This is a genomic window from Paenibacillus sp. 598K (assembly GCF_003851045.1).
GTDB lineage: Bacteria > Bacillota > Bacilli > Paenibacillales > Paenibacillaceae > Paenibacillus_D.
In genome coordinates this window covers 58,226-79,074 of record NZ_BFBX01000042.1, presented here as the reverse complement: position 1 = coordinate 79,074, position 20,849 = coordinate 58,226, and the positions used below count along the sequence as shown (strand labels likewise).

General features: G+C 56.9%; 11 protein-coding genes. 5 read left to right on the top strand and 6 right to left on the bottom strand.

Annotated elements, in window-relative coordinates; translation table 11 throughout:
- Nucleotides 1–115: 115 nt before the first annotated feature.
- From PA598K_RS14025 to PA598K_RS14015, 3 genes are all read right to left on the bottom strand, one after another.
- Nucleotides 116–5,632 carry a hypothetical protein gene (locus PA598K_RS14025; RefSeq protein ID WP_128657573.1) on the bottom strand — a complete coding sequence of 1,839 codons (5,517 nt, stop codon included), beginning with the start codon at nt 5,630–5,632 and terminating at the stop codon, nt 116–118.
- A 379-nt stretch (nt 5,633–6,011) separates the two neighbouring features.
- Entirely contained in the window at nt 6,012–6,491 is a 480-nt protein-coding gene (locus PA598K_RS14020) for a hypothetical protein (RefSeq protein ID WP_128657572.1), read from the bottom strand.
- 280 nt (nt 6,492–6,771) lie between these two features.
- On the bottom strand, nt 6,772–9,591 hold the full coding sequence (locus tag PA598K_RS14015) for an adenosylcobalamin-dependent ribonucleoside-diphosphate reductase (protein ID WP_128657571.1): 2,820 nt from the start codon (nt 9,589–9,591) through the stop codon (nt 6,772–6,774).
- Nucleotides 9,592–9,877: 286 nt separating this feature from the next.
- On the opposite strand from PA598K_RS14015, the gene PA598K_RS14010 reads away from it, so the two are divergent.
- The 3 genes from PA598K_RS14010 to PA598K_RS14000 all read left to right on the top strand — a co-directional run bounded on the left by PA598K_RS14010 (nt 9,878) and on the right by PA598K_RS14000 (nt 13,630).
- Complete coding sequence (locus PA598K_RS14010) at nt 9,878–11,686, top strand: DEAD/DEAH box helicase (protein ID WP_128657570.1); 1,809 nt, start codon at nt 9,878–9,880, stop codon at nt 11,684–11,686.
- The gene (locus tag PA598K_RS14005; protein ID WP_128657569.1) at nt 11,683–12,603 is read left to right on the top strand and encodes a YqhG family protein; all 921 of its coding nucleotides are present in this window, start codon (nt 11,683–11,685) and stop codon (nt 12,601–12,603) included. The genes PA598K_RS14010 and PA598K_RS14005 overlap by 4 nt, the downstream gene beginning before the upstream one ends.
- Before the next feature lie 163 nt (nt 12,604–12,766).
- Nucleotides 12,767–13,630, top strand: coding sequence for a hypothetical protein (locus PA598K_RS14000; protein WP_128657568.1), 864 nt, complete (start codon nt 12,767–12,769; stop codon nt 13,628–13,630).
- Nucleotides 13,631–13,705: 75 nt separating this feature from the next.
- Here the strand turns inward: PA598K_RS14000 and PA598K_RS13995 are convergent, their stop codons facing one another.
- Nucleotides 13,706–13,912: a YqzE family protein gene (locus tag PA598K_RS13995; protein ID WP_128657567.1), complete on the bottom strand. Its 207-nt coding sequence runs from the start codon at nt 13,910–13,912 to the stop codon at nt 13,706–13,708.
- A 142-nt stretch (nt 13,913–14,054) separates the two neighbouring features.
- On the opposite strand from PA598K_RS13995, the gene PA598K_RS13990 reads away from it, so the two are divergent.
- Complete coding sequence (locus PA598K_RS13990; RefSeq protein WP_128657566.1) at nt 14,055–14,741, top strand: N-acetylmuramoyl-L-alanine amidase family protein; 687 nt, start codon at nt 14,055–14,057, stop codon at nt 14,739–14,741.
- Here PA598K_RS13990 and PA598K_RS13985 read toward each other — a convergent pair.
- Nucleotides 14,709–15,551 carry a divergent polysaccharide deacetylase family protein gene (locus PA598K_RS13985; protein WP_128657565.1) on the bottom strand — a complete coding sequence of 281 codons (843 nt, stop codon included), beginning with the start codon at nt 15,549–15,551 and terminating at the stop codon, nt 14,709–14,711. The genes PA598K_RS13990 and PA598K_RS13985 overlap by 33 nt on opposite strands.
- Nucleotides 15,552–15,855: 304 nt before the next feature.
- Between PA598K_RS13985 and PA598K_RS13980 the strand changes: the two genes are divergently transcribed.
- On the top strand, nt 15,856–17,538 hold the full coding sequence (locus PA598K_RS13980) for a carbohydrate-binding protein (RefSeq protein ID WP_128657564.1): 1,683 nt from the start codon (nt 15,856–15,858) through the stop codon (nt 17,536–17,538).
- Between the two features lie 55 nt (nt 17,539–17,593).
- Here PA598K_RS13980 and PA598K_RS13975 read toward each other — a convergent pair whose 3' ends face one another.
- Nucleotides 17,594–20,806 carry a galactose-binding domain-containing protein gene (locus PA598K_RS13975; protein ID WP_185601940.1) on the bottom strand — a complete coding sequence of 1,071 codons (3,213 nt, stop codon included), beginning with the start codon at nt 20,804–20,806 and terminating at the stop codon, nt 17,594–17,596.
- Nucleotides 20,807–20,849 lie beyond the last annotated feature (43 nt).

Genomic DNA, 20,849 nt, shown 5'->3' with positions numbered 1-20,849 from the left:
ACCTCCTGTTCGTTGAAGAGAGCCTTGCGCAGCAGACACGGTTCCGGTCGGAGCAACTCCGGCCGGAACCCTGTCATTGCCTGTTCGCAGTAGAGTTCGAATTATTGCAGCTTGCTTATTGGAGCTTGCCGACGAAGAAGGTTGCGTACTCGCGCTCGCGCTCCTGGTTGCGGACGATAATCGTGTACCAGCCCACTTTCGGGAACGTGATCTTGAATTGGCCGCTGACCAGCTCCTTGTAGCTCACCTTCTGCGCGATATATTTCATCTGCCCTTCCCGGTACAGACCCGGCTGATAGAGCAGATCGAACGTACCCCACTCATTGATCGCTTTCTGTCCGCCGACCGTCATCTCATTGAAGCCGGTGACGCGGAATGTGATGACATTGGTGTTGAACAATGCGGTCTCGCCGAATGCAGCAGAGATGAGGGTATCGTTGCCGAAGATCAGCATGCCGCCTTCAGCCATGACGATCACCTTCTGTCTCGCTTCCGTCGTGTTCCCGACCTGGTCGGTCACCTTGTAGATGACGGTACGCTCACCAAGAACCTCAGTATCCAGTCCCACTACCTCAACCTTGAGATCGGCTGCCGCCGACAGATTGTCGCTCACCGTGTAGCCGCCAAGAGCAGTGCGGTAGTCGACGTCCTTCGTACCCTTGAGGATACCAACCGACGTCTTGTTCAGCGTAATCTCCGGCGCGACATTATCCAGACCGCGGATCGTCACCGGCACCCGGCTGTTGTTGCCCAGCAGATCGGAGAAGCCGACCGAGGTCGAGCCGTTGCTGGAGAAGGTGCGACTATACGTGTAGCTGCCGTCCTGTTCGCTGATCCGGTTCGTGTATTGACCGTTGTCGTCCTGGATCGGCGACAATCCGGAGAACACCTGATTCGGCGCAGTCACGCTGCCGCTCAGCGTCACCTTCACCTTGCCTCTGGCGTAGCGCTCGCCGCCGATCGTGACGATCTGCTCTTCCGGGAGCGGCACGCCTTCGTTGTCGACGAAGCTGTACGTCACCTCGGTCGGCTCCGGCGCGTCGGAGAGGATCGTCGATACGTCTTCCTCGACGACCGTCGTGTTGCCGTTCTCATCGGCGACGACGAATCGGGCGATGCCGTTGTCGAACAACGTCTGCACGTTTTTCATATCCGGGAAGAGCAACTTCTGCCCGCTTACCTCCGGCTGCACCTCAAGCGTAACGCCCGAGGAGAAGAGCACCGTGCCATTGCCGTCCGTTATCGTGCCGAAGCTCAGACTGCCATTGGCTCCATAATGATAGGAACGGACGATCCGCACCTTCGGCGTTTCGCGATTGATGTTAGCGACCGTCGCCAGCTCTGTCCCGACATTGCCCGCTTCATCGCGGAACTGGAACAGGAACGAGCCGTTTTCTTCAAACGTGTAGGCGTTGCGCCCGTTATTGTTGACCATGACGATCGGCTCCGACGAATCGGAGATTCGCGCCGTCACGTTGGCGTTGGTCGGCCCTGTAATGTTGTATTCGATCGTCGCGCGCGGCGCTTCGTTGTCGATGCTGCTAACGACGATATACAGCACATCCTTGCGCGTATTATCGCTTAGATCCATTACATCGAAGGCATAGTAGCCATTCTCCTGCACCTTAAATGTATTGCCGCTGCGGACCGGCGTCGAAGGGTTGACCGCAGCCGGGACGACGCGGAGGCCAAGCGGCAACGTCACGTCGATGTTCACTCCGGTCTCGCCCTTCACCGGCCGGGTCGTGCTCAGCGTCGCTAGACCGTAGACCGGCTCTTCCTTGGCGACTTTGTCGATCGCTAGGTCTTTGGCTGGACCGACAACGCCGCTCGGTCCTCTGTACTTCACCTGTACCTTCAATTGCTCCGGAAGGTTCGTCGGCACCTTCAGCGAGACGAAGTTCGTGTACGGCTTCCATCTCTCCCATGTATCGCCGTTGTCGGGCGACACGGAGTATTCGTAGCCGTGCTTGTCCTGCACGGTCAGGTCCAGCTTGAGAATGGCCGTGTAGCCGTCCTGTGCGTCGCCCGATACGTAGATGATATCGGAAGCGCCGGGCACCGGAGGATTTTCCGGTCCGGCCGGCTTGGATACCTTGAAGGTCGATTCTGTAGCGGCGATGACGTCATTGCCTGCGCCGTCAGTAGCCCACACGTACAGCTTGTAGTCAGCTACTTTGCCCGCCTCTACTGCTGCGTTGTCGATGACGGCGACGCCGCTGGCAGGCAGCTGCTGCCAGCCCGCTGTCGTGCGCTCTGGCGCTGCGGCGCTCGCCAGCACCCACAGGTATTTATTGTCCATGTTGTTTTTGCTGTAGTTCTCCGTGACCGTCACGGTCACATCCTGCTTCTCCCGAGGATAATCGACGCCTTTCTTGTTGAACGTAATCTGCGGCGCCGAGTTGTCCAGGTAGTACGCCTTGGAGAAGTAATAGTAACGGTCGCCTTGCTTGACCATCATATGCACATAGTAGATACCGTTCAGCTCGGCGCTTACCGGCACCGCGTAGCTTGCGGACGTCGGAAGGCTGAGTGGCGTCATCAGCGGCTCTGATGCTTGGTCGTCCGGGACGGTATCTACCGCCGGCTCTTCCTCAGCTCCGCCTTCGACCGCTTGCGAAGACTCGCCGTCAGGCGTCTCCTCCGCAGTGCCTGCGCTCTGGATGCTTACCTCAGGCGCCTCTTGCTTCGTCTCTGTCGACGGGCTATCCTCTGGCGGCTGTCCCGAAGCGTCTGGCGCCTGCAGCGCCTCTCCGCTCGGAGCTGCCATCCGAGCTCCGTCTGCCAGCGGCTGCAGCGTCGTATAGGACGAGTCGCCGGAAGGACGCACCGCGCTGGACGTTACCGCATAACCTACGAGATCCGGCGTTACGCCGCTGATGCGGAAGTGCACATCGGCGCTCTTCACATAGTTGGTGTTCGCTTCTGTCAGGAACTCCCCGGACACGCTTTCCAACGAGCTGACATGGACGGTATCCTCCGCCTGCCAGACTGTAGCATTGCCTGCGTTGTCGGAGGCTTTGATGAACAGATGATAATCTCCGTCCTCGATTACCTCGCCGAGTGTGCGCAGCGTCGCTTGACCGTTTTGCAGATCAACCTGCTTCCAGTCGACATCGCTAGGCTGAGCTCCTGCCTTCACCCATTGGTAGTCGGCTTGCGCCAGACCGCTATGCTCGTCCGTGACTGATACCGTCATCTCGACGTTCATCGTGTTGTCGCCAGCGATGCCTGTGCTGAGGATCTCCGGCACGGCATTGTCGAGCAGCATCGTCGTCTTGCTGTAGCTCCAGTTGGAGTCCTCTTGCTTGAAGTCCTCGAGCGGCCACACATTGGTGTCGCCATAGTCGCCTACCGCTACGAGCGCTTTGTTGTCGGCGTAGAACTCGCGGTCGGCATCGGAGACGTCGCTGCCTTGCAGCTCGGCCTTCCATTGCTCGTACTGCTCATGATTCAATCGTTTGTACTCTTTCATCTTCTCGTATTGCTTCAGTTCGCGCGCCGAATCCCAGGTCATATCTGCGGTCCAGGCATGCAGATACCAAGGTCCCGCAGTACCGGCGGCGATCGCCTCGGGCGGCGGCGCGATCAGATTGTTTTTGTTGCTGACAACCTGCAGCTGCAGATGGTCGAAGCCCTCGTACAGCTCCTCGCTCGGCTGTTTGCCGGAGATCGAATAGCGCTTGATTGCTGCATATTGATCATCTTCCTTGCCATCGAGCGGATTAGTCGACGTCTGGCTCCACCAGTAGAAGATCAAGCCTACCGACGGCGATGAGCCGCCCGTCATATTCGATGGCCGGAAGATGCCCATGCTCGGACGCTCGCTGCCCCGGTCGGACTGCACCGGATCGAGATGCGGGATGAGCAGATTCGGATCATTGGCGTCCACCGTGATATTGCCGTTTTTCAAGTACTGCTGATCGTTGGCGCCGCCATTCTGATAACGGAAGTCGATATCCGGCGGCGTGTTGTCGATGATCAGCTTGGCCCAGTCGATCTTCGATTGGACGAGCGAGACATCGCCGTGGTCACGAGTGCCGTCGACATGCTCGCCAGTGAAGTCTGCTGGCTGGATGAGCAGATTGCCTGCATAGTCCTGGATGACATTAATGTCGCTGTCATTGCCCTTCTGATCATGCGAGATCGCGATCACCTTGAGCAGCGGCGTCTCCACCGTCGTGCCGTCCGGGATCGTCGCCCGGAAGGTCCAGTTTTTCGTATTCTGGCCTGCAACATAATAGGCCTTCATACCGTTATTAAGATGGATGAACGTTCGGTTGACGTCCCACCCTCGCTTGACGACCGCGTCCTCGGTTAGTTGGACCGTGAAGTCGATCGTGTCGTTTTTGTTAATGTTGACGCCGGTGAGGATCTCGGGCTGGATACCGTTGCCCACCTTCGTATATTTCGGCGCGACGCCGTCGATGATGACGGCAAACCCGTTGCGCGGATTAAACGGATCGTCGGTCGTTCCGTTGATGAAGCTAATCAGATTGTTTGCTTCATCGCGCTCCTCGAGGATCGGCGAGACGGTCTTGCGCGGCATCCGCAGCTGCACGACGTTGCCAGCTGCGTCAGCGAGCTTGGCGCCTTTCAGCTTCTCCTCCATCGATTGATCCATCTGCGAGCCCGTCGTGCCGCCAGTGATCTTCGGCGTCACGTATCCTGCGCTCTGATGATACCTGGACCCTGTATAACGCCAGCGGATGTCCTTCGCATATTTCGCGACATCGGCATTGGTGAGGAAATCCAGGTTGTTCATATATTGCTGCTCGCCTGCTGCCGGCAAGCCTGTGCCTGCGATGTTGACGAACAGCGGATGACGGAGGAAGTGATCATTCTGGCCGTTCGGCGACAGCGCCGACGGTCTGACCGGCTCGCTGAACTTGTAGGTGAGCGTGAGCTCCTCCTGTTGCTTGATGTACATCTCGTGCTGCTTGCCTGTGACGTTCGTACGCTGAGCGCCTACGCCATTGTTCAGATCGTAGTCCTCGAGTACCGGACGTTTGGTGTCCTGGAACTTGACATAGAAGCCCTCGACGCCGTTCAAACGGCCGTTGTCCTTGTAGCGGCGGCCTTCGCCGGTGAATTCGATCGTGATGACCGAGGTTGGCGTAATCTTCGCCTTCACTTCGGTTCTGCCGATCCCGCCTTTTGGCGTCTGGCGGCTGAACAGCACATCATTATCGACCTTGATGCTGCCGCGCGTGATCCGCGTCCAGCTCAGGAAGCCGGAGTAGTAGATCATCTTGCTGAAGCCGATCAATACCTCGGCCTCGCCGCTCTGCGCCAATGCCTTCAGCTCCGGATTGTTGGCGACGTTGATGACGAACTTGGCTGTCTCCCAGTTGTCGCCATAGCCCAGACGGATGTTGCCTGAGGACCAGTCGATAATTTGGCTTGGCTTGATCGGATGAGTGAAACCCGGCACATCGTTTTGATAAAAGTTGATAAATGCATTTTGGGCGGCGTAGGTCGCATTGCCGATCGTTACGCCCTTGCCAAACTTCACCTCGAAGTCTTCCGCCGCATAAGCGACTTGCACGCCCCCAAGCGGAAATAAAGCGACAAGCATCGACACAATCAGCCATGCGGCCAGCAGCCGCTTGCCCTGGTTCAGCTTACGCATCCCTTACGTCCCCCTCTCTTCTATTTGTCTTTCGCAACCCCAGCCGCAAAGGTTGGACGCTTCTCCTGCTCATCGCGCATACCTCTCCCTCTCTGTGCAAAGATCGTCTCAGGGTGAGACCATAGACCTACAAACTTCCTGATATTTCGACACTGTACGAAGTGTAACAGGTCCCACTGAACAATTTCTGGACAATGCTAGACAGAATTGTTGAACCACGCAAAGAAGCAGGAGGCCAACTAAGGGCTCTCCTGCTTGCTAATGATCATGGGCTTATAGACCCAAGACTGTGCTATAATATAGGGTTTTGTAATTGAGGTAAAACAAAAATGTCAAATGCCCACATCTTGTGGCAACAAGAGCGGGCATTTGGTCATTTCTATTTTAATCGAAAAAATTTATCATAATCAGTTTGGTCTATTATAATAATATCTTTCTTCCAGTACATTTGGATACACTCAATTAATGACCTTCTGGGAATCAAATAAATATGATCTTTTGAAAGCTTGGTTATTTGTTTCCCTGTCTCATTTTTCATTTTGGAGAAACAAAGAAATCTAGCTCTCCGACTCATTTCAACAATGCCGATTTCCTCGATTTCCTCCCATGGAAAATACAACTCTCTCACGAGTGACTTGAAATATACACCAGAATGATCAATATATACTTTTTTATTTAGTATAAAATCGTAAAACAGAAATACTGAAATCAAGATGACTATTCCAACTACAATTATCCCTGTATTCTTAGGCACATAATCAAATCCCAAAAACAGCACAATAAAAACTGAAATTAAAAAGGAAAAATAAACTACAACAAAAAAAGTAAATCCAGGGTTTGGAAATAAAAATTTCTTCATTCAATCTACCCTCTTATTTCTTGAAGTGGTTGAGGAACTGCGAGAAGTTCTTCCAACATTTTTGTCATGTAATCAAACACCATAGGACCATTTTTATCTATTCTACCAGATAAACTAAAATTATTCTGAGCTCCTGCTACTTTTATCTTATATCTGAGACATTGCTACCGGATAACGGTGGGCCGGACTTTCCTGTACAACGAAAAGCCCGAGCCAGCAAAGGCTCGGGAGGTGACTGTCTAATTAGGAGGGACACGCGAGGAAGATTCACCTATAATGATTAGCACCGACTATACCCGCAGCTCGCGCAAGTTTTGCAGCCTTCAGTGTTGATGAGCGAGGCGGAGCCGCAGGACGGACACAGATCGGTCGAGCTGTACGGCAACTGGCCGTGTCCGGGGCTGGCAGTGCTGACTTGCGATGTCTCTTTACCTGTTGCGCTCGCGCTTGCCGCACCCTCACCAGCAGTCTCTCGGTCCGCCACCACTCCACCTGGAGCATACACCGAGCGCGATGATGCTGTCTCCTGATCCATCGCTACCTCTTCGCGCATCGCCGCCTCTTCGATCGCCGCCGCCTCCTCATGCGCGGCTGGCTGCGGCGCATACGCGGCCTCGAACCGCTGCGGCTCGCCCAGCACCTCCTCAGCCGCAGCTAGATGCTGCTCGATCGCCTTGGCCACCGCGTCGGCGATCGACTCGACGCGGGCCGCGCCGAACCCGATGGCGCCAGTGCCGCCGATCCCTTTCAGATGCTTAATCAGTAGTTGCGCCTTGCTGCCGTGATCCCCGTAGCGCAGGAATAGCGAGCAGACGCGGCCGAGCGCCTCGGCCATCGCGAACACGTCGGAGCCAGCCTTGCCAACGTTGAGGAAGATCTCGCCTGGCGTGCCGTCCAGATCATTGATCGTAATGTAGGCCATGCCGAATGGCGTATTGACCTTGTAGGTCGCCCCGCGCAGCACCTGCGGCCGCCGCTTGTACTGCTTGTCGATCGGCGTTTGCGGCACTGCCGCCAGCCTATCGCCCGAAGCTCCACCTGCCTCTCCCACAACTCCGCCTGTCTGCTCCGCTTCCCCCGCCGATTCATCCAGCGGCTGCACCTCAGATTGCCCCTCAGGCTGCTCGCCCTCACCCTCGCTCTTCGACTCCGCTTCGCCGTCTTTCTCCTTGCTCGCAGTAGAGAGCACCTGGACGTCGCGGCTGCCGTCGCGATAGATGGTCACGCCCTTGCAGCCCAGCTCGAAGGCGAGCTCGTATAGACGCTTCGTATCCTCGATGGTGAAGTCTGCCGGCGCATTGGCCGTCTTGGAGATCGAGCTGTCGACCCAACGCTGGATCGCGGCCTGGGCGCGGATATGCTCCTCGGCCGTCAGCTGCATCGCCGTGACGAAGTACGGCGGCAGCTCCTCGCCGGGATGGGCGTCCTGCCACTGCTGCGCGATCGGCACGAGCTGCCGGTCATAGCCGAGCCGGCTCTGACGATAATACTCGAAGGCGAAATAAGGCTCGATGCCGGTCGACGTGCCGACCATCGTCCCGGTGCTGCCGGTTGGCGCCTGGGTGATCAGCGTGACATTGCGGATGCCGCGGCTGCGGACCGCTTCGCCCACCTCCGGATAGACGCCCGTCAGCTCCCGCATGAAGCCGCTCTTCAGGAACGGCTCCGGCTTGAAGGCCGGGAACGAACCTTTCTCCGCCGCGATCTCCGTCGATGCCAGATAAGCCTCGCGAGCTATGAAAGCGTAGAGACGGTCCAGGAAGGCAAGCGACGCTTCGTCTCCGTACCGGATACCAAGACGTATCATCAGCTCGGCCAGTCCCATCGTACCAAGCCCGACACGGCGCTCCCGCTTTTGGTTCGCTTCATTTTCCGGGAAGTGGTACGGCGTCGCATCGATGACATTGTCGAGGAACCGGACGGCCCACTTCGTCACCTTGGCCAGCTCCGGCCAGTCCACATCATGCGTCGCCTCGTCGTAGAAGCGCGAGAGGTTGATCGCCGACAGATTGCAGACGCCCCACGCCGGCAGACCTTGCTCGCCGCATGGGTTAGTGCAGATGATCGGATTGTAATAGTAGCTATTGGACATCTCATTGTAATGCTCCATGAAGACGACGCCCGGCTCGGCCGAACGCCACGCCGACTCGATGATCGTATGCCAGATGTCGCGGGCCCGCAGCTTGCGATACGATTGCACCGGCTTGCCGAGCTTGCGCCAGGCTTGCAGATCGCCCTGCCAGAGCCGATCATAGTCGGGATCGCGCGTATCCGGGAAGACCAGCTCCCATTCCAGGTCTTCCTTGACCGCCCGCATGAAGGCGTTGCTCAGACAGACCGAGAGATTGGCATTGGTCACCTCGCCCATCTTTTGCTTGACGGTGATGAAGTCCTCCAGATCGGGGTGCCAGTCATTCAGCATGAGCATAAGCGCGCCACGACGGCTCCCCCCCTGCTCGATCAGGCCTGTCGTGTAGCTGAACAGACCGCCCCATGAGACCGAGCCGCTCGAGGAGCCGTTCACGCCGGCGACGGTCGCCCGCTTCGGCCGCAGCGACGACAGATTGATGCCGACGCCGCCCCCGCGCGCCATAATCTCCGTCATCTCCGATAACGTCGAGAGGATGCCGCCCCGGCTGTCATGCGGAGAGGGCAGCACATAGCAGTTGAATAGCGTCAGCTCGTCACTTGCCCCCGCCCCGGCTGCGATCCGACCGCCAGGCACGAGTTTCCAGTCGTCGAGAATATAACGGAAGCGTTCGGCCCATTGCTGCTGCAATGGCTCCGTCTCCTCGACGTCAGCCATCGCCCGCGCCAGTCGATCCCACATCTGGCCCGGCGTCTGCTCTCGTGTCAAGGTCAGCTTGTCCGTATCGGTTGTCACGGTTTGGCCGCTCCGCGTTTTTACAGTGACCTGCTTGCCGACCCGGGCGATTACCTCACCCGCCTCCTTGGTAGGGAATTTGGGGTCGTCCTTCGTCAATACCAACACCGTATCGCCCAACTTGGCCTCTCCCGGATCACTAGCCTTCCAGGCATATCGGTCCAGGAAGATCTTCTCGCTCAGCCCGCTCAGCGCGCCGGTCTGCAGTTCCGCCATCGTCACAACGCCTCCATCTCCTGTCGGTCAGGCGATCTTATGTTGCAGCAAGATACAGAGAGCTCCACCTTCCGACTCCATATATTGTGGTCATAACTCATTTTAACATACTACATATTGTATTTCTATCCTCCCAATCTCACGATTGTGTGACAACCTTCGCGCTCTACGAGCGCTGCTTCAGCCCTTGCCGCGACTCGTTTTTTGCGCCTTCTCTTATGATTCCCGCAGATTGCGGCAATACTGAGAGGCATGTAATCTTTCGCACATGGAAGGAGTGTAAGATGTGGCTGACACAACCAAGGCGCAAGGCACGACGGGCGCGGCAAGCAAGAGCAAGCTGCATCCGCTGGTAGAGCTGCAATTCGATCGCAGCTGGCAGGAGGAGCTGCAGCAGCGTTTGACCAAAAACGGTCCCTGGGATGAATGGGTGCTCTACAAGCTCGCCATCGAAGCGCAGGAAGCCCGCAAAATCGACAGCTTCGACGAGCTGCAGGCGCTGCGCGTCCTCCCTGCTTTCGACCCGATGCCCCATCAGATCGATACGGCGCGCAAGGTGCTCGACGGTATGGGCGGACGCGCGATCCTGGCCGACGAGGTGGGGCTCGGCAAGACAATCGAAGCCGGGCTCGTGCTCAAGGAATATATCGTGCGCGGGCTCGTCCGCAAGACGCTTATCCTCGTGCCCGCCTCTCTCGTGCTGCAATGGGTACGCGAGCTGAACCAAAAATTTGGCATCGCAGCGGTCGCTCAGAAAAAGGCCCATACCTGGCATTACGATGTCGTCGTGGCCTCGATCGATACGGCCAAGCGCGAGCCTCATCGCGAGCTGCTGCTCAATACCGACTACGATATGCTCATCATCGACGAAGCGCACAAGCTCAAAAACAAGAAGACGACCAACTATCAATTCGTCACGCAGCTGCGCAAAAAATATTGCTTGCTGCTGACGGCCACGCCCGTCCAGAACGAGCTGGAGGAGCTCTACAACCTGATTACGCTTCTGAAGCCCGGTCAGCTTGGCGGCCAGAGCGAATTTGCAGCCAATTTTGTCGTCGACAAACGTCTGCCCAAAAACGAAAGCGATCTGCAAAGCGCGCTCTCCGGCGTCATGATCCGCAATCGTCGCGGCGATGGCGGGATACAGTTCACCAGACGGATCGTCCGCAATATCCCGCTCAAGCTATCCGCCGAGGAGCAGGCGCTTTATGACGCGGTTACCGCGTTCGTCAAGCAGCGTTATCAGGAAAGCGGCGGCGATCTGACCAGCATGCTCTCGCTCGTCACGCTGCAGCGCGAGGTGTGCAGCAGCCGCGACGCCGTCTTCCTGACGCTGGTCAACCTGTTCAAGAAAACGCCGGAGGACTCGGCGCTGCGCCCCAAAATTTGGGGGCTGGTCGAGGTGATCCGCCAGATCCAGGCCAACACCAAAGCCGAGACCGCGCTGCGTCTGATCCGCGAAATGAACGAGAAGGTTATCGTATTCACCGAATACCGCGCTACGCAGGAGTATCTGCTGCAGTTTTTCCGCAGTCACGATCTGATCGCCGTCCCGTATCGCGGCGGCATGAATCGCGGCAAGAAGGACTGGATGATGGATATGTTCCGCGGCCGAGCCCAGGTGCTGATCGCGACCGAAGCCGGGGGCGAAGGCATCAACCTGCAATTCTGCCACCATATGATCAACTTCGATCTGCCGTGGAATCCGATGCGCGTCGAGCAGCGGATCGGACGCGTCCATCGGCTCGGTCAGACAGAGGATGTGCGAATCTACAACCTATGCACGCTCGGCACGATCGAGGAGCATATCGTCAATCTGCTGCACGAGAAAATCAATCTGTTCGAGCTGGTCATCGGCGAGCTGGATGAAATCCTCGAACGATTCGAGAAGCAAGATCAGTCGCTGGAGAAGCAAATCGCCAAGGCGATGCTCGAATCTAGCGGACAGCGCGAGCTGAACAGCCGCTTCCGCCAGCTCGGCCACTCGCTCAGCAGCGTCCGCGCCGAGCAGCAGGATTGGCGCAGCCAGCAGGACGGCCAGCCGTTCCAGCCGCTGCTCGACGCGATCAGCCAACCTGTGGAGGTGAAGCCATGAATGCCAAGCAGATCCATCGGTTCGTCCAGCACTATCTGGAGTCGACCGACTGCCAGATCATCGAGAAGTCGCCGGCGCACTTCAAGGTCAAGCTCTCGCCGCTTGCAGATCGCATCCTGACCAATCGGCCTTACTACTGGGGCTTCGTCGACCGGACGGGCGCCGAGCCGGAGACGATGTCCTTCCTGTTCGTCACGGACAAGGAACGGTATGATCGCGCGCAGGAGGAGCAAGCTGGCGCCGAGCCAGATCAGACGGATGCCGCGCTGGCCCGCAGCTTTGGTTATGTTCATGGGACGACGGCTGGGGCGCGGATGCCGCGGGAGGATCTCTACTACGGCTCGCGGCGACTGGAGCAGCTGTTCGAGGCGGCGCGCAGCGGCGGCAGCTACGTCTGTCTGTTCCAGGAGCCGGAGGCGCGCAAGAGCCATCCGCTGCAATCTACAGCCTATACTCCATGGCTTGGGGTTAATCTGATGGTCGAGTTCCAGTGCGACCGCAAGCGCGAGGAGATCCATTCCTACGGCATCTCGCTGGCAACCGGCCAAGTGATTGAGCAGTTCCAGGAGCGACTCGCCGGGATGCGGATGACGCCGCGTCTGCCGCCCAATATCCACATCGCCCGCAGTGCAATCACGCTGCACCGGGCAGCGGGGCTGGTCGAGCAAGCGCTAGAGAAAAAGCTGCGCGGCTACGACTACAGCTGGGCTCAGGAAGCCGCCGAGCGGCTCGAGGAGGAGCAGCAGCTGATCGCCCATTATTACGAAGCTTTGCTCTCCTCTGCCGAGGAAGAGCAACGCGCCCATATCGAGGCGCAATTCGAGAATCGCAAGGCGGAGATCGACTGGCAATACAAGCCGCGCGTGCAGACATCTGCCATCAATTGCGGGATTTTTCATCTGGCGGGCATCGATTGATCGCCGAGCAGACGCGATTCGCTTCATTCCAACAAAAATAGAACCGTGCCGCTGTCGCTCCCTCTGACAGGTTCCGGCATGCTTCCCGCTGCCGTTCCGCTACAATGAGGACAAGCCTCCCGCTGATAGCGGACAGGCGCGACCAATACAGGATGGTGAGCTTGTGTCCAAACGAAAATGGGTTCCTTTGTATACCGCCGCGCTGCTCCTCTTCGCCAGCGTTGCCACATCAAACGTCGCAAGAAGCGAGCGACTCGAGTCGCGACCAGCGATGACGGCGCTGCAAGCGCAGCTGGATGTGTGGCTGGGAGAGCTGTCGGCGTTGCCCGATTATGCCGACTGGCGCGCGGCTGATCGCCACATCTCTCCGCTTGGGCCTGGCACGCATGGATGGCTCGTCGTGCTTCGAAGCGGCGAGCGGCCGCTTGGCTATATGATCGCTTATGCCGTCCCTGGCGGCGGCTACCATCTAGGCGAGTATGGGCGAGGCGATCCGTTGTTCGACGAGGCGGCGCTCCGACAGGCGCTGCATTCGCCGGAGCTGGACAGTCTGCCGCTAGCCGCTCAGGCTGAGCCGCGATATATCTCGCCGCTGCTGGCGGTATGGCGGGTGCCGCTAATCTCGGGCTCCGCTGTCTATGTCGATGCGCACAGCGATGAGCTGCTGCTGTCGCTCAGCGATGAGACTTGGCAGCAGGCTGCATCAGCAGTACAGGAGCAGTTGCCCGCAGGTCATCCGGAGCGTTTGACCCGTTCCGGCAGCATCCCTGCTTTTGATGTCTACGAGCGGATGCCATGGCTCACCTCTGAGCCGTTGGCAGCATCCGCTGCGTCGATAAGGCAACAACTCGACCAAGGCGCACATATCTGGTACGCTGCAGATCCCTTCGACGGTCAGCATCTGTACATCTATGGCGTCGCCGGCTATCATGACTGGGACGGCGAGCTCTATGTTGCGCTCGACACCGATAGCCCGCGTTACATTCCCTTCGCCACGCTTGCGACGTCCGGCCATTATTACCGTTAATCTCCTATCGCTTTACATCGCAGGACACATATAAGGGGCGCCCGAGTCGATTACGACTTCAGGGCGCCCCTTGTTTTATTTGTCATCCGACGACTCGCTTGCTCGTCTGCTCCGCCACCAGACCATCAGGCCGAGCGGAGCAAGACCGAACCAGCGGACCAACCAATGCTCCTTTGTCACCTTTGTTTCCTTCCGCTTTTGCTTGCGCACTGCCTTGGGTGTCTCGATATAACGCGCTACCCGTACCGTCACGTATTTGACCAACTCCGAACCATCCGCCACAATGCTTCACCTCCCGTCAGTCCATGCCACCATTATGCCCGGATTTACATGTGCCTATCCATGTATGACGACCCGCCACTTGTGCCACGCTAATGGATACTCGCTTGATATCCTTTGACCCGTCCTACAGGAGGTTAATCCAATGTATAGACGCCTAGCCATGCTATCGCTTTTGTTCACGCTCGCGACTCTAGGCCCGACCGCTGCATTAGCCGATCCGCCCGACATCTCGGGGGCGCTGCCTGGCGCCGAGGTGCTGATCGACGTCGGCCACGGCGGCATCGATGGCGGCACCCATCATGGCGATGTGCTGGAGAAGGATATCAATCTGGCGGTCGCACGGAAGCTCTACCTGATGCTCGGCAGTCAAGGAATCGACGCCGTGCTCAATCGGGATAGCGACTACGCGCTGAGCGATGACAATCGCTGGCATCCGATCCGCTCCAGACATAAGCGCGATCTCGCCCAGCGCCGTCAGCTCGCGCGCGAGATTCCGACCCGGATCATCGTCAGTCTGCATGTCAACTGGACGCCGGATAAGACGGAGCGTGGTCCGCTCGTCCTCTACAAGGAGGACGGACATAGCATGCTGCTCGCCCAGTGCATCCAGGATGCGCTCAACCAGCAGCAGCACACGTCGGCGCAGCCGCGCAGCGGCCGCACCTTTTATCTCCTGCGCAAGACGGACAAGCCCGCCGTAATTGTCGAGATGGGCTTCCTCAGCCACGCCGGCGACCGGGATATGATGACGCGACCGCAAGGTCAGACCGAGATCGCCAAGGCGATCTGCAACGGCCTACGGCAATATTTGCTGGTCACGGGCCGATGAAGGGATCAGCTCGGACGCTTTGACGAACGTTGCCCCTTGACGCATCTCGCCGGACCACTGACGCAGCGCAGCCGCGACATTTTTGCCAGACGGGCCGACATGTCCGATGGCGATCATCGTCCCCTCTCCCTCCAGCTTTCGCTGCAATCGTTGAAGCTGCTTTTGGATATGGGCAAGGTGATACTGATCGTCGAGGAACAGCTTGTTCGTCAGCATCGGCACGCGATACTCGGCAGCTACATCGGGGATAACGGACTTGTGCGTCGTGCGACTGTCCAGGTAGAATAGCCCATGCTCGCGGCATACCTCCATGACGATCGCCATGATGCGATTATCCGCCGTTATCTTGGAGCCCATATGATTATTCATCCCGACGGCATGCGGGATAGCGGCGATTGCCGCCTCGACGCGCTTGCGGACCTCGGCATCGTCGAGATCGGCTGTCAGTGCGCCGGGGCCTAGCCACTCGCGCTTGCCCTGGTTGGGCTCCATCGGCATATGGATGATTACCTCATGCCCGCGTCGATGCGCCTCCTCGGCGTCGCGCCCGCTCGTCGGCAGGAACGGCATGACCGCTACGGTGAGCGGGATCGGCAGCGAGAGCATATCCTCTGTGCCGGACATGCCGTTGCCGAAGTCGTCGATGACGATCGCTACCCGCTTGCTGGAGCCTGCTGCTGTCGGTTGACCAACCGAGGCGCTATGCTGCATCATAGACCCGCCGAACACGGCTATGCGCGGCGCAGAGCCGGTGTAGCCAATCGACAAGAGCACGAGGGTCAGCAAAGATATTCGAAGCCAATACGACATCTGGCGTTCACTCCTCATCAATGAAAGTCTTCTCTCATTGTGCGGAATTGATGGGCAGAATATGTATCGCTTGTTAAGATATCCAATGGATCACTTTCAGAATGGTTTATCTTTAAAAACTCCAAAACGGATTGACTTTTTATATGGACTGGAATAATACCCAACAATTAGGATGTAGGTATGCGGGCAGGCTAGCACTCATATTCAGTCGTGCGACTCGCGCCGGAGGAGGTGATGGCATCCGCTTCAGAATCCAACAGGCGCAGGCATACCAAAACCATTCCTAATTGGAGGCGATGAAAAAATGATTTCAAGCTTGAAAAGGTCATTTTGTCTGTTTTTGGCATGCGCATTGGTGGTTCCGCTTCTATTCATCTCGGCCTTCCCTGCACCAACTTCCGCTGCCAGCGATGCCGTCATCAATTTGGCTGATGAGCGCCAACTGATCCGCGGCTTCGGCGGCATGAATCATCCGGCATGGATCGGCGACTTAACGCCGGCTCAACGTGAAACCGCTTTCGGAAATGGTCCTGGACAATTGGGCCTCTCAATCGTCCGTGTCTTTGTCGATCCGAATCCGAACAACTGGCATCGCGAGGTGGCAACCGCCAAACGCGCCAAAGAGCTGGGCGGCATCGTCATCGCTTCGCCCTGGAATCCGCCCGATCATATGATCGAGACGTTCACGCGCAACGGCGTTCCCAACTCCAAACGGCTGCGCTATAACCAATATGCCGCTTACGCGCAGCATTTGAATGATTTTGTCACCTATATGAAAAACAACGGCGCCGAGCTGTATGCGATCTCGGTGCAAAACGAGCCGGACTACGCCCACGACTGGACCTGGTGGACGCCGCAAGAAATCCTGCGATTCATGAAAGAAAATGCAGGCTCGATCCAAAGCCGCGTCATCGCGCCGGAATCGTTCCAATACCTCAAAAACATCTCGGACCCGATCCTCAACGATCCGCAAGCGCTGGCCAATATGGATATCCTCGGCGCTCATACGTATGGCACCAGCGTATCCAACATGCCTTACCCGCTGTTCAAGCAGAAGGGCGCAGGCAAGGAGCTGTGGATGACGGAGGTCTACTATCCGAACAGCAATAACAACTCGGCCGATCTGTGGCCGGAGGCGCTGGATGTCGCGCATCATATCCATCACAATCTGGTCGACGGGGAATTCCAGGCCTACATCTGGTGGTATATCCGCAGACAATACAGCCCGATGAAGGAAGACGGCACGATCAGCAAGCGCGGCTATGCGATGGCTCACTTCTCCAAATTCGTCCGTCCTGGCTATGTGCGAGTCGACGCCACCAAAAACCCGGACACGCAAGTATTCACCTCGGCGTACAAGGGCGACAATAAAGTGGTCATCGTCGCGGTCAATCGCGGAACGACGGCCGTCAATCAAAACTTCGTGCTCCAAAACGGCTCGGCCGGGCAAGTGTCGCGCTGGATCACCTCCGGCAGTCAGAACCTGCAAGCGGGCACCGCTCTCGATGCCAGCAGCGGCTCCTTCTTTGCCCATCTTCCAGCTCAAAGCGTCACGACCTTCGTCGCCGATCTGAGCAGCGGAGGAGGCGGCGGTTCGACCGTCACGCGTTACGAGGCAGAGACAGGCACGACGTTGACCGACGCGTCGGCACAGTCGTTGTATCCAGGCTACAGCGGCACCGGGTATGCCGACTTTCACGGCTATAGCAACGCCGCCATCCAATGGAATGCCATCTACTGTGCTGTTGCAGGCACCAAAAACGTCAAGATTCGCTATGCGCTTGCCTCGGGCTCTCGCAGTCTCGACGTCTATGTAAACGGAACCAAAGTGATTGACAATACCGCCTTCAACGCTACCGGCAGCTGGGAGACGTGGGCCGAAAAAACGATCACCGTCCCGATGAACGTCGGCAATAATTCATTGCGTCTCCAGACGACCGGCTCGGAAGGGCCGAACATCGATTGGATCGAGGTCAGCGCCCAATAACGAGCATGTCTCTAAAAAGAAAGCTCCGGAACCTTGCGGCACCGGAGCTTTTCGTCTATCCATTTGATGAAATCGTCACATCCCACAAGGTCGAATCGTAAGAGACGTCTCCATTTCCGTCCAATACGAAGAACAACTTCTCCCCAGCGTTCAGGTTGACGTTGAAGTTGAACGTCGTACCTGTCATATCAGCTCCCGACAGTAATTGCCATCCGGTTCCGGCAGGCCAGACTTGCGTGGAGCCCTTCATAATTTTCAGGTTCACCCCATTGCCGTTCGGGTTGGCTTTCCTCACAGATCCCGATACCGTTCGCGTCCCGGGGGCATCAGCAGTCCAGACGCGAGCCGACCGGGTCGTTGCTCCCGGATGTTGCGAATCGGCATAAACATACGAGGTTCCTGTTCCTTGCCAACGCTTGCCGACCGGGTCATATGTCATATTAGTATACGTAATGAGATCAGCCGTCTCTTGATAGGACCACTGATTGGCGCCTTGAATACCCGAGAACCCATATGACGAGTGATTGGTTCCAACCGTTCCATCTCCGTAGACTTGCAAATCGTACAAGGAGTAGCCGTGTGGCGTCAACGCCCGCTGTGTCCCGTAGAGACGCAAATACCGACCGTTGCCGGATAATCCGCCAATATCCTGAATGCCGCCAGTGGCGGAAGTTGTGCTATAGATCGTTGTCCAGACGATGCCGTCATTGGACATTTGCAATTGGTACGCCTTCCCGTAAGCGCGTTCCCAATTCAACACAACCCGTTTGACACTTGTCGCTGTTCCCAAATCAATCCGAAGCCATTGAGGATCGCTGCTTTGGCTCGACCACCTTGTATTCGAAGCGCCATCCGTCGCCAGGTTCGGGAAGTAGGAGGTGGCTGTCTCCACTGATGAAGCCGTGGCCGGTTTTCCCAACGCCAGATTCGCGCCGAACACTTGCAATTCATGCAAAGAATAACCATGCGGAGTACCGCGTTCCGTGCAGTACACCCGAATGTAACGGCCAGATACCGACAATCGGTCGAGTTCATGCACGCCACCGGCGCCTGATGTCGTACTGTACAGCGTCGTCCAACCTATTCCGTCATTCGATATCTGGATTTGATAAGTTTTGGCATAGGCCGTTTCCCAGTTCAGAACAATCTTGGAGATGTCGTATACATCCTCCAAATCGACTTGAAGCCACTGGGGGTCGCTATGCTGGCTCGACCAGCGTGTGTTTGTATTGCCGTCTACCGCCATGCCTGCCGTATAGGTGGTAGACGGCTCGACCGACGAAGCCGTCGCCGTCTTATACTGGGCAAGGTTGGGAGAAGTCCCGAACACTTGGAACTCATACAGCGAGTAGCCAAAGGCCGTCCCCCGCTGCGTCCCGAGCATCCGGACGTACCTTCCAGTGCCGGAGAGTCCGGTTAACTCCTGAATGCCTCCGTTCCCTGTTGTCGTGCTGTACATTGTATGCCATACCGAGCCGTCCTGAGACACCTGAATTTGGAACGATTTTCCATATGCGGTTTGCCAGTTAAGAACAACCTCGTTTATTGAATAGGTCGCGCCGAGATCGACTTGCAGCCACTGCGCGTCGCTGTACTGGCTCGACCAGCGGGACGAAATGCTGTCCCCGTCAATCGCATTCTCCGGAGTAAACGATGTCGTTTCTGATGGCGTTTCTGAAGAAGAAGCCGTTGCTTTTTTGCCGAGCGCCAAATTGCCGGCCTTGCTAAACGAAGAGCTTCCAGTATATCCTGGGGCGCTACCGATATGACTGATCAATGGCAGGAAAGCGGAGTAAGAGGCTGCCAGCTTCGGAGATCCCCAATTGACCTGAGACAATGAACGCAGCGTATTCTGCACTCCCAGTTCAACCTGACCTTCCGTCTCCGAGTCCGCATTGTCGCACCATATCGCGAGAGAAGCGCCCAGGTTTTTGGGATGATTATCGGCAATCGTATACCCGCCGGGGAACAGCGACGGCGTAAATTGCTCGTAAACGGCGGCAGGGTTTGGTTTCCAGTCTCTACCAAGTACATAATACAAATATTCGCTGTTCGTATTGAGAATCGTCTGGCCCCGATCGAGCAATTGCTGAGGAGTCAGACTCGGGTGATTCGGATCCCACCTCCAATACTCCGCCTGGATATCGGTATCGAGCGGGGCCGCTGTGCTGTTCTTGATCCCGTCGTTCCAGATTCGAGTAGTTTTTCCGTAAGACTTGACAATGTCGTTGGCCCAATTGATAAAGCCCTGGTACGTATCGCTGGCGACCGCCCCCGCTCCGTAATTTGCCGTCGCGTAAGCTTGCAATTGGGGAAACGGATCATAGTTGTGCAAATATTCATCCGCGCCGATGTGGAAATACGGACCAGGAAACAACGGCAGGTATTCTTGCAAAAGTTCTTCCATCAAGTCATAGCTGGCGGGAAGGGAAAGGTCGATAAGATCAGGTTCTTTCAGGCCCGTATTTCTTGTTAGCTGCAAGTCAGGACGGCTCGCCAAAATTGGCTTCATATGGCCGGGCATATCGAGTTCGGGCACAATAGTGATATGGTAAGAGGCGGCATACTGAATTAATTCGGTTACTTGAGCCTTGGTCAAATGCTGCTGCGAAACAATCTCGGGATGGCTGACGGATTCGATCCGGAATCCTTCGTTGTCGGAAAAATGAAGATGGAACATGTTGTACTTCAAATAAGCAAGCTCCCGAATCCGGTTTTTCAAAAAAGTCATCGTGAAATATTTTCTCCCGATATCAATACTTAACGCCCGCTCTGGATAAGCGGCCCAGTCTTTCGCCGTGCCGGAGGGGATCGCAAAGCCTTGCTTCAGCAATTGTAGCACCGACCTCGTACCGTTGAACGTTCCGTTCGCGTTCTTCCCGTTAATAACAATCCGATCCGTCACATCCATAACGTATCCGTCCGCACCGAGTACGGGATCGGTCGTTCCGAGCGTAAGCACGATGTCCCCTGCAAGTCCGTCGGCAGCGGACACGACGGGGATTGCAAGGCCTGTGAGTTGCAGCAGATCGTCCGCCAATACGTTCGCGATTGAAGTAAGCTGGGTCGTGTAGGCCGGATCGATCGCGATTCTGGATGCAGCTCCGAAGTTGTAATAACCCGAGCCTCCCGTCCATTGCTGCAACGCGGGGATCGTCAGCGGCTTCTCCGCAGCCTGTGCCTTGCCCGTATTTCCCAAGCTAATCATGACACCCCACAACACTACAAATGCAAGACATCCCTTCACGAGCCGATTGACCATCCTCATTCTCATCTCTCCTCACATGGATTCCTGTTGCAAGCGTCTTTTG

Bases quoted from the DNA above. Each gene is read 5' to 3' on its own strand.
- PA598K_RS14020 (WP_128657572.1), bottom strand. From the start codon at position 6,491: ATGAAGAAATTTTTATTTCCAAACCCTGGATTTACTTTTTTTGTTGTA.
- PA598K_RS14025 (WP_128657573.1), bottom strand. From the start codon at position 5,632: ATGCGTAAGCTGAACCAGGGCAAGCGGCTGCTGGCCGCATGGCTGATT.
- PA598K_RS13980 (WP_128657564.1), top strand. From the start codon at position 15,856: ATGATTTCAAGCTTGAAAAGGTCATTTTGTCTGTTTTTGGCATGCGCA.
- PA598K_RS13985 (WP_128657565.1), bottom strand. From the start codon at position 15,551: ATGTCGTATTGGCTTCGAATATCTTTGCTGACCCTCGTGCTCTTGTCG.
- PA598K_RS13975 (WP_185601940.1), bottom strand. From the start codon at position 20,806: ATGAGGATGGTCAATCGGCTCGTGAAGGGATGTCTTGCATTTGTAGTG.
- PA598K_RS14005 (WP_128657569.1), top strand. From the start codon at position 11,683: ATGAATGCCAAGCAGATCCATCGGTTCGTCCAGCACTATCTGGAGTCG.
- PA598K_RS13990 (WP_128657566.1), top strand. From the start codon at position 14,055: ATGTATAGACGCCTAGCCATGCTATCGCTTTTGTTCACGCTCGCGACT.
- PA598K_RS14015 (WP_128657571.1), bottom strand. From the start codon at position 9,591: ATGGCGGAACTGCAGACCGGCGCGCTGAGCGGGCTGAGCGAGAAGATC.